Below are 16,535 nucleotides of genomic sequence, written 5' to 3'. Positions count from 1 at the left end.
TGGAGAAATCAGGACATTTTTTCAATCTGCTCTTTCGAAAAAGGACCGGCTATTGGGAATTCAAACCATTCGCCCTGATAAGCTTTCACGATGCAAATTATCCATATAACGAGTCCGACAGGAGCCAGAATCAGGTTGAAAAACCACCCGATAAAAGGTATAAATCCAAGCACTGTATTTAGTATAATAAGGGAAACAGAAATTACAATCGACTGCATCGCATGATAACGGATAAACTTATTATCCTTCTCCAGAAACAAGAAAATCAGTCCGGTAATAAAACCAAGAACGTAGCTGAGAGCTGCCGCTGTGTTTTGGGAAAGTCCGGAGCTGCTGGTGGGTGATGAGTGTTTATCCTGCATCGCTGATCCCTCCAAATAAAATAATTTTCTTATATTGTTCATTATAACATTTTAACAAGTTTTTTAAACAGAATATTCACAATTTTTAATCTTTTATTTTGTGTTTTATCTTTTTTATATTTTCTCCTTATTTTCTTGGCTTTGTTAAAGCTCCTTATGGTTATTTAAGGCTGCCTGCGGCTCTGCCCGGGCATCGGTTTTACGGAAAAAAGAACAGTGTTTATGAAAAGCAGAAGTTTCTATTTATGAAGAAAAAAACAAAGCGGAAACCGGTCCGTGGAAGAAGGAGATTGGAGGATAGGGCGTAAGCACACTCGAAAACCTCCTTCACGAAAGGCCGGTTCGAAGCGAAGTGTTTCTCCAGACGTCAGCGAATTTTAACACAGCTATTTTCTTAAATAATGATACCCTTTGTTAAAATATAAGCTGGTAATTCCAATTGTAAAATTTTTGATTATTTATGTTGCTTTTTCAATCATGTGCGTTATAATGAACATAACTTAAACCCTTTTAACGAACGGAGGTATTCATTAATTATGAAAACGTACGGCAGCCCTGTCCGCATATCTGCTGATTCCCCCGTTTCTGTCCAGGAACTCACCACCGTTATAACTGAACAGCTGAAAGAAAACATCTCTTCTTTTGTTGTTATGTGTATTGGAACCGACCGCTCTACAGGGGACTCTCTCGGCCCGCTCGCCGGGACACTTCTGCAGGAAATGAAGCCTGATTTTATCGAAGTATACGGTACGCTTCATGAACCGGTGCACGCTAAGAATATAGGAAAGGTCTGTCAGGAAATCGAGCAGGTTCATCCGGATGCTTTCGTCCTTGCAGTGGATGCCGGGCTCGGCCTGCGCAAAAATGTGGGAACGATCGTGTTTGGTGAAGGGCCTTTGTTTCCCGGTTCCGCTTTAAACCGTACACTTTCTCCTGTCGGTGAAGCCCATCTCACAGGTATTGTAAACGTATCTGGATTTATGGAATTGTCTGTTCTGCAGAACACACGCCTTTCCGTTGTCATGTCTCTCGCTAAAATCCTTGCTGAATCCTTGTATAATATTGATCAGGAGTTAAGCTTGAGAAAGAAGCTTCCTTCCTGCCCCGGCTCAAATGTTCTCCCTTTCGCTAAACCGCAGTCTTTATAATATGTACTCATTCAGCCCGCATTGAAAATAAAAAACGCCGTTTTTATGAGGAATTCCCGGTAAGAACAACGAAGTTTACTGTCATTTTTTATCGCTGGGCTGGTGAGATGCTGAAAATTACACCTGTAATTTCCTTCTATATAAACTTAATATTTATATTGATAGAATAGCTGACCTTGAAAGTGGTCTTTCCTATTTATAAAGAAAGAACGGGGTTATCCTTTTTATTTTTACCGGAAGAACAGATAAGGAGGACAGGCCGCTGCAGAGCTCATGGGGCGGCTCCGGCCCGCCCGGGAAGCGTCCCCATAGAAACGGAAGCGTTTGGTTACAGGGGAGAATCCTAATTATTAATCTCAACATATAAAAAGTATTTTATTAACAGTCAAAACATCGGTAATGAAAGAGTCTGCCAGCGGGGCAGGCTCTTCTTTATGATTGTGGGTACTTTTGCATAAGAACTTTTTTCTCCAGCTGTTCGGCCTTCCGAATTATGTAATACTTTTTTAGATTTCTCCATAAAATATGTAAAACTCTCAAATAAAAATCATGTATGTTTAACCTGACCACAAAAGTGATATAAAACTACTATGCGAAACAGCTTCTTGTAGTAAACAAGATAGAAGCTGCATTATATTTTAGGAGGAATTTTATCATGAAAAAATCACTATCCCTATCCGTACTATCCGGTGTATTTGCAGTAGGTATGCTTGCAGCCTGTGGCGATAACGGCAACAACGGAATGGAAAACGATCCAGCAAATGATCCAGCTAATAACAATGAAATGAACAACGACATGGAAAATGATCCAGCAGAAGACGACGAAATGAACAACAACATGGAAAATGATCCTGCTGAAGACAACGAAATGAACGACAACATGGAAAACGATCCTGCTGAAGATAACGAAATGAACGACAACATGGAAAACGATCCTGCTGAAGACAACGAAATGAACGACAACATGGAAAACGATCCTGCTGATAACGACATGAACAATGACATGAATAACGATACAGACGACGAAATGAACGACGACATGGATAATGACGCGGACAACGATCCACTGAATGATGACGACGATGATGACGATGACGATATGTAATAAATATTAAAAAGAGAAGGCTTCGGCCTTCTCTTTTTTTGTTACTGCTGTTTTATCGTCCCCAGACGCTCTCGACAGGGACTCTTACACTGCCGCATCGGATGTAACTTAATCAAAGCAGATTTCACTTTTATAAAAAAACAGGAATTATTGATAGAATTCCTCCTGCATCAGATAGTAGCAGGAAATGAAGCTGGAAACGTTATGCTGGGTATAATCATTCCGCAGTTCGTAGGAGGTAAGACTTTCATGGAGCGCGCCGAGACAGAGATCTTTATAATCATAGTACATAACTGATTCCGGACGAAGCTGCATCTGCAACTGAAAGAGAATCCCTTTTTTCATCGCTTCAAAAAATATTTCAGCTTCCTCGTTCAAACCATTTCGGAGAGCCAGCCGGCAGGCGGCTCCGAGCCCTTCACTCCGGCACGCTGTAGGAGTGGACCGCGGGATACCTTTCATTTCAAAAGAACCTGCCCACTCCGGATCCACTCCCTCTCTTTTCTCTCTTTGGGAAGCAGTAATGGCCCTGGCAATAAACAAAGCATGATTTAAATAATCCTCCCCTCCTCTTTCCTCATGCAGGTCTGCCAGAGCGTACAAAAGCCAGTGGTCGTGTTCGATCGTTTCTTTTGTTTCTTCTTTATCTCTCGTATGAATTAAGTATTCTGCCTGTTTTTCACATGCATCGAGCCACTTTTCCTGTGGATCAACCTCATATAAACGTGTCAGTGCAAGCATCGCTTCTCCCGGATAATACGAGGATACGAAGGGGGACACTTCCCCTGTCGAAAATTTCTGCTTGTGTACTGAAAAATTCCCTTTTTCATCCTGTGTTTGCAGTGTCCATTCCGCCATGCTTCTCATCAGAGGCAGATACTGCTCATCCCCTGTCACATCTGTGTACTTAGCGAGTGCGACTATGGTAAGTCCGTTCCCCCCGAGCTTAACGATATCCTTATCGACAAGAACTTTTACAGAATCCTCCTTTTCCGACAGCGGCACAACTTTTGATAAAAGAAAATGAAGAGCCTTTTTGGCTTCTTTCATCAACTTTTCTTCCGGAAAGCACTCATAAGTTTCCAGCATCGCATAAAGTGTTCCTGCATGACGCAGAATATTGTACCCCCTCGCAGCCGTTCCGACAGCGGGGTCGTAGGAATATAAAAAGCGTCCATCTTTATTAACCGAATGCATGAAATAATGATTTTTAGGAAGTTTGATGGCATACCGCAGAATACCTTCCGTTAATTCCCTGTACACACGATGCCCGCGGAATAAAGGCATCACTCCTGTTTCATCAATAAAATAGGCCTGTGTACGAAAGTAGGCAAGCTCAAACTCGTCTTCTACAGTAAGCATTTTTAATAAATGTGTATTATGTAGTTGAAAACGATTTTCTGCGGCCCGGAACATCCGCTCTCTTTTTAGTTTCTTGTTTTCGATCATTCCATAGGCGTCCACTTCCTCCGGCAGAAAAGCTGCTTCCCACATGCCATTTAAAACAAGCCCATCCGTTCGTCTTTTGTAGGCGAGGTTTGCTGTATGAACAGGTAAGTTTCCTTTAGTTTTTACAGAAGTGACAAGATCCAGCTTTAAATGAACCGGCTGCATAGACCGGGAATGATGACTGTGATAAAAAGCAGCTGCTTTTTCTGCCGCCTGCTTAAATGACGTACCTGTTCCGTTTACAACGATACTGCGGCCTTTCTTGTCGGAGATGGATAAAAATATGATAATTTCTCCATTCTGATTACGATAAATGCTTTCCCCTGTTTTCATTCTGGGAATTTCTCTGGCCGGATCTTTCACCGCCCCCAGAAGATCCCGCATAGTCTTTTCCATAGTAAACCTCCTGAATATTCGATTATCCTTCTCTAATTTAAGTATAACTATACAGCTCTTTTTCCTGGGAATGAATGCATGCATTAATCCCGGTTTATCTCAGAGGAAAGGCCGTCCCTCAATGGAGACGGCCTGCAGAAGCTGGCTTCCTTTATACTGCTGGATCAGCCGAGAACTGACACCACGTTTTATTCGTCTTCTGCTTCGACTTCGTCATCATCCAAAAATTCGATTTCCACTTCCAGCTCATCGTAATCTTCATCCAGACTGAAAGCTTCGATTGACTGGTCCAGCACTTCGTCTTCACTGCTTACCGCATCCAGTTCAAGTTCAGTCAGCATAGGTTCCAATTCGTCCAGAGCTTCCTGTCCTTCCATCTCAATTTCTTCTCCATCCCGGGAATCTTCAATTTCTGCTTCCGGGCTGCCATCGTTATATTTATACTCTACTTCATATTCTCCGTCGCCATATTCAGCGTCGAGTTCAAATTCATCAATATTTAGATCTTCATACCAGGCTGTTTCTTCATCGTTGCCGGCATCCGTTTCGTTGTTTTCCTCAGGTTCTTCATTATCATCTGCGGCTGCGTTATTTTCGTCCGCCTCATTTGCTTCTTCGTTATTATTAACATCCACTTCAGTTTCTGTATTTTCGTTTCCACCGTTGCCGGCAGTATTCTCTCCATTGTTTTCTCCGTTACCGCAGGCCGCCAGCGTAAGGGCAAGACCAATTGTGGCCGTGGATAAAATAGTTCGTTTCATATAACATCCATCCTTTTAAACATATATTGCTTTCCCTCCGTCGTGTACCCTTCTTTCTTTTCTGTAAAACTCCCGTTCGAGCGCACTTCATCAGGCGAAAAAAAAACGAAACCCCCTTCCGTAGTAACTGAATAAAAAGCAGTTACTTCGAAAGGGGGTTTCTCTCAATAAACAAATTCACTAAAAAGATAACTTTCTGCACGCTCAGCGGATGGCATCGACCCAGCCATTACGTATGATACGCACCATAGCATCAGTGCGGTCGTTCGCGTCGAGCTTTTTCAGCAGGTGGCTGATAACCGTACTGACAGTCGAAGGAGCAAGATACATATGCTCAGCGATGCTGCGGTTATTGTGACCGTCAAGAATATGCTGCAGGACAGCTCTTTCATTTTTAGTAAGACGGTACTGCACGTCACTTTCTCTCAGCACGAGCCGTTTAATCGGACGGTCACGCAGTTTCTGCTCATGCAGCTGCTGTACAAGTTCTTCATGCATCGCCTGTTCAAGGTAAACACCGTAACATTCCAGACTATCCAAAATTTCTGTTCCATATGTATAGAGGCTGTGTAATGAGAGAACCCCGTTCAGACGATTGGATAAGTACGGGATAAGAGAACTTTTTGGTCTTCCTACCGTTACGACAACAACTTTGGACCTTCCGGAAGCTGCCAGCCTTTCTTCGATCCAACCGATCGTTTCCAGCTTAGCAGTTTCAATGAGGAGAAATATAAAACCTGCTTCCTGTTCAGAACGGAGATCCCCTTTATCAATAATAACTTTTTTTCGGAAAGAACATCTTTAAGCCGTTCTTCAGATGAAGCTGACAGGTAACGATCATAATCAATAATGAGGACCCGGTCGTTTACTGCTTCATCTATTGCCTCGGCTGTTAATTGGTTTTCCTGCATAAATGGTGTTCCTCCTTTACTGGTCTACTCATAAGAATACACCTTAAGAAAAAAAACGACAAGATTCGCCGGAAATAATTTTCAGGTCTATTCTTCCTTGAATAACTTCTGCAGTTCTTCTATCCTACTTTGTATAGGAAAATGACTCTGAATATTACTAATATTTTTCTATTATACCCTTCTCTTTACAAATAAAAAGGGGTTTTGAATAAAATCCCCATCCAAAGTTTCATTTATTTTCTTTTTAACGAGGAAAATTTTCCTGCTTCAGTGATGATAATTGTTTTATTGCACCGAATTGTTATGTATTCTATTCAGTTGTTACATGTTTTTACGTGTACTATTGCATCAGACCTGCCGGGAGGCCGCTCTTTTCCTTTTCGGCAGGTCCTGAACTCACACTTTGCGAAACGGAATGCCCAAGTTCAGCGCGCTTCATCATAAGCTTTTTTCACATCAGCAATAATTATTTTTTTCATCTGCAGCATGGCTTTCATTGCTGCTTCCGCTTTTTCCGTATTTTCGTCCTGAAGCATTTCCGTTAAACTATCAGGAACAATCTGCCACGACAGACCATATTTGTCCTGGAGCCAGCCGCACTGATCTTCCCTTCCCTCCTCAACGAGTTTCGTCCAGTAATAATCAACTTCTTCCTGACTGCTGCAATGAACAGTAAACGACACAGCAGGATTAAACGTGAAATGCGGCCCTCCGTTTAAGCCGATAAATGGCTGACCTTCAATTTCAAATTCCACGACCATTACGCTGCCGGCAGGCCCCGGGCCACTTTCTCCAAAATAGCTTGTTTTTGTAACAGCAGAATTGTTGAAAATGGAACAGTAAAATGCTGCAGCTTTCTCTGCCTCGGAATCAAACCAGAGTGACGGAGTAATTTTACGAGTAGACACACTCATCTTTTTCACCTCCTTTTTTCACTCATCACTAAAGCTGTCTTGAATAAAAATACAGATAAGAGAAACGTCTGCTTTTGTATTAATGAAGAGACTTCCGGGTTTTCCGGCCTCCGCTGTCTTCACTCATTACAGAGCAGGGTTATTGCAAAATAGAAATGCTAAAGGTAAAAGAACATTTGTTCCTATTATCATACCATGCATTTCTCTGCTTCAGATGAATAAATTATAATTTTCATAATTTTCTTATTTTAATAACTGTGTTAAAGTTCGCTGACGGCTGGAGAAACACTTCGCTTCCAACCGGCCTTTCGTGAAGGGAATTTTCGGGTGTGCTTACGCCTTATTCTTCAATCTCCTTCTTCCACGAGCCGGTTTCCGCTTCGTTTTTTATAGAAGGGTGTTCTTTATTCCGTAAAACCGATACCCGGGCAGAGACGCCTGCGGAAGCGCGAAGATACTCCCGGACGGAAGGGACAGCCGCAGGCTTTCTCCGCGGCAGGTGTAAAGAGCTGCAGGCAACCTTAAATAACAACACGGAGCTTTACCAGAGCCATTTTAATAAAAGACTAAATAATGAATACTGATGACAAAGCCTGATAACAGTGCAGAACTATAATGGCGCTTTTTTCAATGCCCTTGCTGCGGTCACCGCAGAGACCCGGAGAGCTCCTGCCTCCCAGAAAGGTAGAGCTGCTGCTTCTATAGTGGATCCGGTAGTGTATATATCATCAATCAGCAGAATATGTTTTTCAGACCAATCTGCCGGATGTTTCAACATAAAAGCTCCTTCCGCATTGTCCCGTCTGTCTTTTCCCGAGGATTTACTCTGCTTCGTACTCAGACCGTCTCTTATAAGAAGTTCTTCCGCCGGGAATTTCTGTCCGAGAAGAGAAGCCTGATTGAACCCTCTTTCCCAGAGCCTCGTCGGATGAAGGGGTATAGGCACGGCGGTATGAAAACCCGGAAATTCTCTGCGGGCCAGCTTAAAAAGATCGTCAGCGAAAATAAGGGAAAGTTCTGCGTCACCCCGATATTTAAATTGGGATATTAAATCCTTCATAAATGGATTGTATGTGTAAAGAGACCGGTGAACTACCGGCGGGAACCGGTTTCTTTTTTCTCTCACTGCACAATCGCTGCATCTCTTTATGACATCGGGGTGTCCGCATATTGAGCACCTTTCTCCTGCTGCAGGTTCCAGGAGGTCCCTGCATCCGGTACATAATAAAGGAGGGCGGGACTGAAACACATTCAGCCAGCCGGGCGGCTGCTTTAACGGCTCGTGGCATACAAGACATAAATAGGTCTTCATCAGCTGTTCCACCTGTTCAACTGAATGATCGTTCGTACGGCACGTTTCATTTCACGTGTCGATCCATAATGAAAAAATGACACCATCCCTGTCGGATAACGGCTGCTTCTGCCTGCTCTGCCGGCAATCTGAATCAGGGCCGTTTCCGTAAAAACCGCATTTTCTGCTCCGAGAACAGCTGCCTGAACATTTTCAATTGTAATACCGCGTTCAAGAATCGTCGTAGTAATTAATACATCGAGACTGCCCTCCCGAAACATTTTCACACGCTCGGATCGCTCTTCCTCCTGAGAGTGAACCGTTGCTGTCCGGAGATTCCCCTGCCATTTATTCAGCGCTTCCTGTACCGGGTTAAGCCAGCTTACCTCGGGTACAAAAAGAAGCACCTGCCGCTCTCCCGCTTCTTTCAAAAACAGCCGCAGTGCCTTTGGAAGTCTGGCGTTTTCTATCTGTTTTTTCCAGTTTCCTGCCCACACTAAGCGGGGAACTGGAAGGTCCTTACCGTGAAAGCGCCTGGAGACTACTGCAGATTCCAGACTGCCGGACGCTGCCCGCCGCTGCTGCATGCGGGAAGGCGTGGCTGTAACATAAACCGTCATACATTTATCTGCGGCGGCCTGGCCCGCCGCAAACTGAAGCTTTTTATCCATCGTATACGGAAAAGCATCCACTTCATCAATAATTATTAAAGTATATGCTTTATAAAATCTTAATAGCTGGTGGGTTGTAGCGACAGCAACATCCGCGTAGCAGAACCGGCTTTCCGGGGATTTACCTCCGTAAAATCCAGCCGTTTCTGCCTTCGGAAATGCCTCTTTCAGCCGCGGCTCCAGTTCCTGGACTACATCCCGGCGTGGAGTACAGAGCATGACTGCATTTCCTTTTTTCAGCGCCTCTGAGATAAGTGGAAAAAGCATTTCTGTTTTTCCGGCACCACATACAGCCCACAGCAGAAATTCCCAGCTTTTTCCGGAACGAAAACATTGTACGAGTTTCTCGGCTGCCTGGCGCTGCCCGGCGGAAAGTTTTCCGTCCCACCCTAAATTTCCCGTCTCCAGACCGGGGTGCTGGACTGGAGACACGGCCGAAGAATAAAGAAATCCGCACGAGGCAGCCCTTCCCATCATGAGACAGGCACGGCAGTATAAGCACTTTTTCCCGCAGCGGCTGCAGTTGGATACCTCCCCGAGAAACGGTTTTCCGCTTCCGCATCGGGCACATTGCAAAATCCCCTTCTCCTCGCGGATCGCCGGCTCTTTATAGAGGAGGCCCTCCGCTGTCATTTTTTCCAGGAGTGGAAGATGCTCTCTTTCTTCTCCATCGTAAAAAATTTCTGAAGCCAGCAGACGCCTGTACTGGATCCGGCTCATAACGTCCTTCCGTCGGTACTCGTTTTTTTCCACAATAAAAAACCTCCTTAAATGATCGTTCAGGAGGGTTCAGGAAGCAGGCAATATGAAAATCCGCACATAAGCGGCCGGAGGCTCTCAGGAACCCGTCACCTCCGGCCTTTAATAATATTACGACATATCCATCCAGCCGATCCCGATACTGCCAGCTCCGAGGTGGGTGCCGATCACAGGACCAAAATGGCTTTTATACACCGATGCCGCTGGATATTTTTCTTTTATTTCCTTAACAAGTTTATCAGCTTTTTCCGGGCAGTTCCCGTGAATTACTGCAATATTCAGTGGTGCTCCCCTGGAAGCATCTTCATCCAGCAGGCTTTTAATACGCGCCACTGCTTTCTTTTCGGTACGGACTTTTTCAAAAGGTACAATTTTCTTATCCTCAAAATGGAGTACCGGTTTTATCTGCAGCATACTGCCGATAAAAAGCTGTGCTCCGTTAAGTCGGCCGCCACGGTGGAGGTGGCTCAGATCATCCGCCATAAAATAAGCACGCGTCCGGGCACGAAGACTTTCAAGACGGCTGATAATTTCTGCAGCGCTCTTTCCGGCCGCTGCCATTTCCGATGCTTCAAGAGCATAGAACCCTTGTATAAGACAGCTCACTTCCGAATCAAAAACGTGAACTTTGACGTTTTCCAGTGCTTCTCCTGCAGCCACCGCAGTCTGGCATGTCCCGCTGATACCGCTTGAAAGTGTAACTACTACTATTTCATCACACTCTTTTCCAAGCACCTCAAAGGTTTCTTCAAAAAGTCCGATACTCGGCTGGGAAGTTGTCGGCAGCTTTTCTGTTTCTTTCATTTTTTTATAAAATTCTTCTGCTGTGATATCCTGCTCTTCTTTGTATGTATCTTCTCCGAATATAACATTCAGCGGGACCATCGTAATATTGTGCCTCTTTCGCATGGTCTCGGAAAGGTAGGCTGTACTGTCGGTCACGATTGCTATTCTGCTCATGATAAGTCTCCTTTGTAAACGTACAATCTGTTTTTATAGTACCAATTCACCTGGACGGTGTCTATTCTTATTGGAAGAACAATCAGGAGTAGATAGAATCTGTATTTCTCCGTTTTATCTTTATTTCATGTTCTGTTAACTTTCACTGTTAATTACTTAACTTGAAAGGCATTAAGAGCAGCGGAAGTTTTTATGAGGGTCCGGAACCTGTGTTCTATATTGCACAGCAGCTCACACTTTGAACTTAAAAACAACAAAGAGGCCTCCCATCCGGGACACCCCTTCTTTTTTTTATCTTTAATTAACTTTTACCCAGCCGTTTTTAATTGCTTCTACGACTGCCTGCGTGCGGTCATTCATTCCCATCTTCTGCAGAATGTTACTTACGTGGTTTTTGACCGTTTTTTCGCTGATGTACAGCGCTTCGCCGATCGCCCGGTTGCTCTTGCCGTCAGTCATCAGCTGCAGGACTTCACACTCCCTGCGCGTCAGCAGGTGAAGCGGACGCCGGTATTCCACTTCTCTGAAGCCTACTTCCGTTTCCCCGCCGCCGTCCGTGGCGAGACGTCTGTATTCTTTAATAAGGTTATATGTCACTTTAGGATGAACGTACGCTCCTCCCTGACCCACAACCTTTACTGCTTCAATTAACGCTTCTGTATCCATTTCTTTCAGAAGATATCCTGAGGCCCCTGATTTCAGAACCTGCGTCACATACGCTTCATCGTCGTGAATAGAGAGGATCAATACTTTAACGTTAGGGAAAGTTTCCACGAGCGACCTTGTCGCTTCAATCCCATTTACTTCCGGCATGTTAACGTCCATCAGTACAACATCCGGTTGATTTTGACGTACGAGATCAATGACTTCCCCGCCATCGTTTCCTTCCGCCACAACTTCCAGATTGTCCTCCATGGAAAGAATTCGTTTAACACCCTCCCGGAAAAGCTGATGATCATCTATTAAAACAATTCGCAGTTTATTATCCATGATATCTTCCTCCTGAGTAATTTTATCCCTCATTACGGTCTACGGGAATACTGGCAGTAACAACCGCCCCGCTGCCTGGTTGCGATTGAATAACTGTCGTACCTCCAAAGAGCTGCATTCTTTCCTTCAGACCTTCCAGGCCGAAAGAGTACTCATTAAACATTGCATCATCAAAACCTGTTCCATCGTCCTGGACGCTTACCGTTATCTGCTGTTCTTCCATACGTAAAGCGATATCAATACGGTGTGGAGCACCGTGTTTCACAGCATTGCGCACGGTTTCCTGAATAAAGCGGTAAACTGCTGTTTCAATTTCCTCCCGGAGACGGAAAGCTTCTCCGAAGATTCGAAACGTCACAGCTGTGCCTGTCTGCTCTTCCACCTCCCGAAGAAAAACCGCTGCGGCTTCTGTAAGGCCGTGTTTCTCCAGATCGGCAGGCTGCAGATCATAAATCAGCCGGCGCATTTCCAAAAACGCTCTTTTTACAGATTTCTTTGTTTCCTTCAGTTCTTCGCCGGCTTCCTTATAATCTTCTTTATCAAAGAAGCGTTCGGTAATTTCTGTTCTCATGAGCGCATGGGCTGCCAGCTGCGCCGGTCCGTCATGAAGCTCCCTTGCAAGCCGCTTTTTCTCAGCTTCCTGCATGTGCAGCAGTTTGACTTCCTGTCCGGTTTCCTCAGGAATATCCGCTTCCTCCAAATACTGTTTTACCGTATTACATTGATGAAGCAGATTTTCTGCTGCCTCCCTCTCTTCCGGGAGCAACGCAGGAGCCTCTTCCACTGTTGCTTGTAATTCTTTCCGGGCTTGATGAACTGCTTCTGACAGTCTTTCCTTAATATCCTGAATCATGTCAAATGAGTTCATTTTCACCCTTCTTTCTATCTAAACAGCCCGCCCGTCTGAAACATGCTATACTGTAGGCAGCATTGCATTTCAGCCGTCTTCTGCGCTTTATTTTCAAACCCTAAGTAAATGATTTCAAAAAATAGGTATACCTGCCCCGGTTTTTTCTTGTTTTTTCTTATAGAAAGTTAAAAGAGACAAAGTATATGAAGCCATTTTCCTATTTTATCTTAACATATTATACAGGGTAAATATACGCATATTTGTTCGGAGACGACAAATTAAAATGTTATTTAAAAGCATATCATTACTCATCATACCCCAAAAGTCAGAAAGTTTATCTTGTTTATTCCATTTTTCTATATTTTTTTAGAATCCTACTTAAGCTCTAGACATTCAAGGAATTTTATTTAAAGGAGTTTATCTCTATGCTCACTTCGTACCTAACTGTAAATCCTCAGGGAAAATCAGAAATGACCGTACAAAAGTCACGGTTCATTACATATGTTAAACGGACGGAAACAGAGGAGGAAGCCCGGACTTTTATCGCTGAAATCAAAAAAGAACACTGGGATGCTTCCCATAACTGTTCGGCCTATATGATAGGAGAAAATGATCTCATACAAAAAGCAGATGATGATGGGGAACCTTCAGGTACAGCAGGTGTACCAATGCTGGAAGTACTTAAGAAACGTAAACTCAAAGATACGTGCGTCGTTGTCACGCGGTACTTCGGCGGCGTTAAGCTCGGCGGCGGAGGGCTGATCCGTGCTTACAGCTCTGCTGCCTCAGCCGGTATAAAGGAAACCGGTGTTGTAGAACGGCGGCTCGCTTCCATCGGAACAGCTGTTTTCGACTATACACTTCTCGGCAGAATAGAAAATGAAATACGCTCCTCCACGTATATTCTAAAAGATATTTCCTACGGCGAAAAAGCAGCTGTAACGTGCTGGATAGCTGCAGGAGAAGAAAATAATTTTGAGCAGTGGCTGATGAATCTGTCCGGCGGGAGAGTCAACATTACCTGGAATGGCAGCGGCTACCTGGAAACGAGCAAACCTTCTGCTGAAAATCAGCGGGAATAACCTTTTGAGGCGTAACTTTTTTCAAAAGGTACCGTCTATTAAGGCACCGGAACAATTTATTGTATAATTATTACATCTGAAATAGAAGGAGCCCTGTGATGGTACAATCCCGATTTGAAGACAATCAGAAGCGCCGCCGGAAAACTCCCTTCCGACGATTTCTGAAAATTGCTGCTGTAGTATTTACGCTGCTGCTGCTGGCCGGTGGAGCTGCACTTATTTACGTTATCAGCCAAATGAATAGTGTAACGACCAGCGCCGGTCAGGAACTGGAACGGGGCCGACACTCAGAATATCGTACCAGTCCAGTCGACGTCTCGAGTGACAGCTTTTCGATTCTCTTTCTAGGGGTGGATGACCGTGGAGAAGATCTGAGCGGCAGAACAGACGCAAATATTCTTGCTACTTTCAATAAAGAGGAAGAATCCGTCAAACTGTTGAGCATTCCAAGAGACTCTCTTGTCGAAATCCCGGACAGAGGAAATGATAAAATCAATCATGCCCACGCCTTCGGCGGAGTGGATAAATCAGTAGAGACAGTAGAAAACCTGTTTCAGCTGCCTGTCGACTATTTTGTAACTATTAATTTTGTTGCCTTTATGGAAATAGTCGACGCTTTTGGCGGCGTGGAGGTTGATTCTCCAATGGCCTTTACGGAATCAGACAGTACGGATAAAAGTACCGTTGATATAAAAGAAGGAGTCCAGACACTCGATGGGGAGCAGGCGCTGGCCTATGCAAGAATGCGCAAACACGATCCGCGGGGAGATATCGGCCGCGGAGAGCGTCAGCAGGAAGTGGTGGCCGGCCTTCTTGAAAAAGGGGCTTCCTTCCGTTCCATCACACGGTTCGATGACATTATGAGCAGTCTGGAAAACCATATGAAGACCAACCTCGCTTTCGGTGATATTATGAGCATGCACAGCTACGCGTGCAGCCAGGAGAACATCGAAACCCTCGGCCTTGAGGGAAGTGATCTCAGCCAGGATGGAATCTACTATTACGACTTGGACCCTGCTTCTCTTGAAGAAGTATCTGCACGCCTCCGGCAGCACCTCGACCTTGAACCTGCCGTTGAGGAGTAAAATAAAAAATACGAAGCTTTCCGAAAAAAGCTCTGTATAGAACAACCCCCTGTCAGATACAAGGTGACAGGGGGTTAAGCACGTTATTTAAGCTTTTTACTGGAATAATTATTTCCGGCGCTTCAAATAAAAAACAGTCATGTATATCGGACGATTTTAAACGGCCTGCTTTTTCATATGAAGAAGGAATCTACATGAGACCCGCACAGCGGACATACCGCTTCTCCAGATTTTATTTACAAGGCAGTATTGAACGTTTACTCATTTTCCCACTTTTCATTTAATAATTCTTCCGATCATATTTAAGAGGGGACGGTAATCCTTATGCACAAGCCCTATCAATTCCGCCAGCAGTTCTACTGTAATAACAACAGTTATAACAATAAAAATGCTGATAAGCAGTGTAGACTGGGCCAGCATAATAGCTGCCACGGAGAAGAAAATGCTCAGACCGTAAATCATTAATACCGTTTTCTTATGGGAAAAACCAAGCTTCAGAAGTCTGTGATGAATGTGGGATTTATCAGGAGCACTTATCGGCTTTTTGTTGAAGTAACGGCGGAGAATTGAAAACAGCGTATCGGCTATCGGAACAGCCAGGAGCACAACCGGAACCAGCAGTGAAAACAGAGTAACCGTTTTAAAGCCAAGCAGGGAAAGCACTGCTATCATAAACCCTAAAAATAAAGATCCCGTATCTCCCATAAAGATGGTTGCAGGATGAAAGTTAAAAATCAAAAATCCTAACGTCCCTGCGAGCAGCACGAGACTCATTACGGTGACGAGCTCGTTCCCCCCCATAATAGCCAAAACAGAAATAGAAGCAAATACGATCGCTGAAATTCCGGCAGCAAGGCCATCAAGTCCATCAATCAAATTAATCGCGTTTGTTATTCCTATAATCCATAAAAAAGTGAGGGGCAGCCCCCATATCCCGAGATTCCACTCAATCCCGAACGGAAGTGTTATTACCTCTACATATATACCTCCAAAAATCACAATGAGAGCAGCGGCTGCCTGCCCGAGAAGTTTTTTAGAAGCGGAAACAGCATAAATATCATCCAGGAGTCCTGTCATAATAATAACCAGCCCGCCGAGCATGATCGGCCAGAAATGACTGTGTTCCGGACTGATCAATAACATCCCGATCAAAAAACTTACATAAACTGCCGCCCCGCCGAGGCGGGCCATTCTCGCACGGTGAACTTTTCTCACTCCGACTTCATCCACGGCTTTAATTTTGAATGCCAGCTTTTTAATGACCGGCGTCATTAAAAAGCTCACAGCAAAACATACAATTATGACAAATGTTAAATACAATACTGTCACCCCCCTGTTCTTTATTACGCACTAAACTTCTATCTTTAACATAATACCCTAATTCTATTGAAATAAATACCCATTTATGGTGATCTCTTTACAGCTCCTGACTATCATACGTACTCAGCCGCTGCTTGTAAAGAAATATCATTTTCAGAAAGCAGCTCTGGCTGTAAGGAAAAACTCTTCAGTCCCGTCTTTTTTCGGATGGAAAGCTGATAATTGAAGCAATGCTTCACACAACAAAACGTGCTGCAAAGAGCAGCACGTTTCCAGAGTGTTGATTAAGTCTTGGTTTCAGAATAATTATTCTTCTGAGCGTATAGCTTTCTCCTGCACTCCCCGGCGGAAGCTTGCCGTGGGGCTCGTCATCAGCTATTTTCCAGCCCTTCGGCCATGGAAAAGGATCTTCCGACTTCGCTTTATCCACCGGCGTCCCCGCCGGTCGTTCCGGAGGAAAAAGCCTCTCCTGAATGGAAGA

General features: G+C 44.3%; 17 protein-coding genes. 4 read left to right on the top strand and 13 right to left on the bottom strand.

Annotated elements, in window-relative coordinates:
* Positions 1 to 8: 8 nt before the first annotated feature.
* Positions 9 to 362 (bottom strand): DUF4870 domain-containing protein, encoded by a 354-nt coding sequence (locus C6Y45_RS06265; RefSeq protein WP_107584361.1) that lies wholly within the window; start codon positions 360 to 362, stop codon positions 9 to 11.
* 536 nt (positions 363 to 898) lie between these two features.
* Here C6Y45_RS06265 and yyaC point away from each other — a divergent pair.
* Together yyaC and C6Y45_RS06255 are read left to right on the top strand one after the other, a co-directional pair.
* Entirely contained in the window at positions 899 to 1,510 is a 612-nt protein-coding gene (yyaC, locus tag C6Y45_RS06260) for a spore protease YyaC (protein ID WP_107584359.1), read from the top strand.
* A gap of 655 nt (positions 1,511 to 2,165) precedes the next feature.
* A complete protein-coding gene (locus C6Y45_RS06255) occupies positions 2,166 to 2,615 on the top strand; it encodes a hypothetical protein (RefSeq protein WP_107584357.1) in 450 nt (149 codons plus the stop codon).
* A 147-nt stretch (positions 2,616 to 2,762) separates the two neighbouring features.
* On the opposite strand, the gene C6Y45_RS06250 is transcribed toward C6Y45_RS06255, so the two are convergent.
* The 10 genes from C6Y45_RS06250 to C6Y45_RS06200 all read right to left on the bottom strand — a co-directional run bounded on the left by C6Y45_RS06250 (position 2,763) and on the right by C6Y45_RS06200 (position 12,585).
* Positions 2,763 to 4,460 (bottom strand): beta-L-arabinofuranosidase domain-containing protein, encoded by a 1,698-nt coding sequence (locus tag C6Y45_RS06250; RefSeq protein WP_160058171.1) that lies wholly within the window; start codon positions 4,458 to 4,460, stop codon positions 2,763 to 2,765.
* Positions 4,461 to 4,648: 188 nt separating this feature from the next.
* Positions 4,649 to 5,221 carry a YusW family protein gene (locus C6Y45_RS06245; protein WP_107584353.1) on the bottom strand — a complete coding sequence of 191 codons (573 nt, stop codon included), beginning with the start codon at positions 5,219 to 5,221 and terminating at the stop codon, positions 4,649 to 4,651.
* Between the two features lie 204 nt (positions 5,222 to 5,425).
* The gene (locus C6Y45_RS06240; RefSeq protein WP_107584351.1) at positions 5,426 to 5,761 is read right to left on the bottom strand and encodes a response regulator transcription factor; all 336 of its coding nucleotides are present in this window, start codon (positions 5,759 to 5,761) and stop codon (positions 5,426 to 5,428) included.
* A gap of 98 nt (positions 5,762 to 5,859) precedes the next feature.
* Positions 5,860 to 6,132, bottom strand: coding sequence for a hypothetical protein (locus C6Y45_RS06235; RefSeq protein WP_107584349.1), 273 nt, complete (start codon positions 6,130 to 6,132; stop codon positions 5,860 to 5,862).
* 425 nt (positions 6,133 to 6,557) lie between these two features.
* Positions 6,558 to 7,046, bottom strand: coding sequence for a VOC family protein (locus tag C6Y45_RS06230; RefSeq protein WP_107584347.1), 489 nt, complete (start codon positions 7,044 to 7,046; stop codon positions 6,558 to 6,560).
* 610 nt (positions 7,047 to 7,656) lie between these two features.
* Entirely contained in the window at positions 7,657 to 8,106 is a 450-nt protein-coding gene (locus C6Y45_RS17395) for a ComF family protein (RefSeq protein ID WP_160058169.1), read from the bottom strand.
* Positions 8,107 to 8,357: 251 nt separating this feature from the next.
* Complete coding sequence (locus tag C6Y45_RS06215; RefSeq protein ID WP_107584341.1) at positions 8,358 to 9,761, bottom strand: ATP-dependent helicase ComFA; 1,404 nt, start codon at positions 9,759 to 9,761, stop codon at positions 8,358 to 8,360.
* Between the two features lie 117 nt (positions 9,762 to 9,878).
* Complete coding sequence (locus tag C6Y45_RS06210; protein WP_107584339.1) at positions 9,879 to 10,727, bottom strand: DegV family protein; 849 nt, start codon at positions 10,725 to 10,727, stop codon at positions 9,879 to 9,881.
* Between the two features lie 297 nt (positions 10,728 to 11,024).
* On the bottom strand, positions 11,025 to 11,717 hold the full coding sequence (locus C6Y45_RS06205; protein WP_107584337.1) for a response regulator: 693 nt from the start codon (positions 11,715 to 11,717) through the stop codon (positions 11,025 to 11,027).
* 22 nt (positions 11,718 to 11,739) lie between these two features.
* Positions 11,740 to 12,585, bottom strand: a complete 846-nt coding sequence (locus C6Y45_RS06200; protein ID WP_107584335.1) for a sensor histidine kinase — start codon at positions 12,583 to 12,585, stop codon at positions 11,740 to 11,742.
* A 407-nt stretch (positions 12,586 to 12,992) separates the two neighbouring features.
* On the opposite strand from C6Y45_RS06200, the gene C6Y45_RS06195 reads away from it, so the two are divergent.
* On the top strand, positions 12,993 to 13,649 hold the full coding sequence (locus tag C6Y45_RS06195; protein ID WP_107584333.1) for a YigZ family protein: 657 nt from the start codon (positions 12,993 to 12,995) through the stop codon (positions 13,647 to 13,649).
* A gap of 98 nt (positions 13,650 to 13,747) precedes the next feature.
* Positions 13,748 to 14,734 carry an LCP family protein gene (locus tag C6Y45_RS06190; protein WP_107584331.1) on the top strand — a complete coding sequence of 329 codons (987 nt, stop codon included), beginning with the start codon at positions 13,748 to 13,750 and terminating at the stop codon, positions 14,732 to 14,734.
* A gap of 276 nt (positions 14,735 to 15,010) precedes the next feature.
* Here the strand turns inward: C6Y45_RS06190 and C6Y45_RS06185 are convergent, their stop codons facing one another.
* Positions 15,011 to 16,006, bottom strand: a complete 996-nt coding sequence (locus C6Y45_RS06185; RefSeq protein WP_107584408.1) for a glycosyltransferase family 4 protein — start codon at positions 16,004 to 16,006, stop codon at positions 15,011 to 15,013.
* A gap of 283 nt (positions 16,007 to 16,289) precedes the next feature.
* Positions 16,290 to 16,484 (bottom strand): hypothetical protein, encoded by a 195-nt coding sequence (locus tag C6Y45_RS06180; RefSeq protein ID WP_107584329.1) that lies wholly within the window; start codon positions 16,482 to 16,484, stop codon positions 16,290 to 16,292.
* Between the last annotated feature and the right edge of the window lie 51 nt (positions 16,485 to 16,535).

This window comes from Alkalicoccus saliphilus (assembly GCF_003044065.1).
Taxonomy (GTDB): domain Bacteria; phylum Bacillota; class Bacilli; order Bacillales; family Salisediminibacteriaceae; genus Alkalicoccus; species Alkalicoccus saliphilus.
The sequence above is the reverse complement of the archived record's forward strand: the minus strand, read 5'-3'. Positions and strand labels throughout refer to the sequence as shown.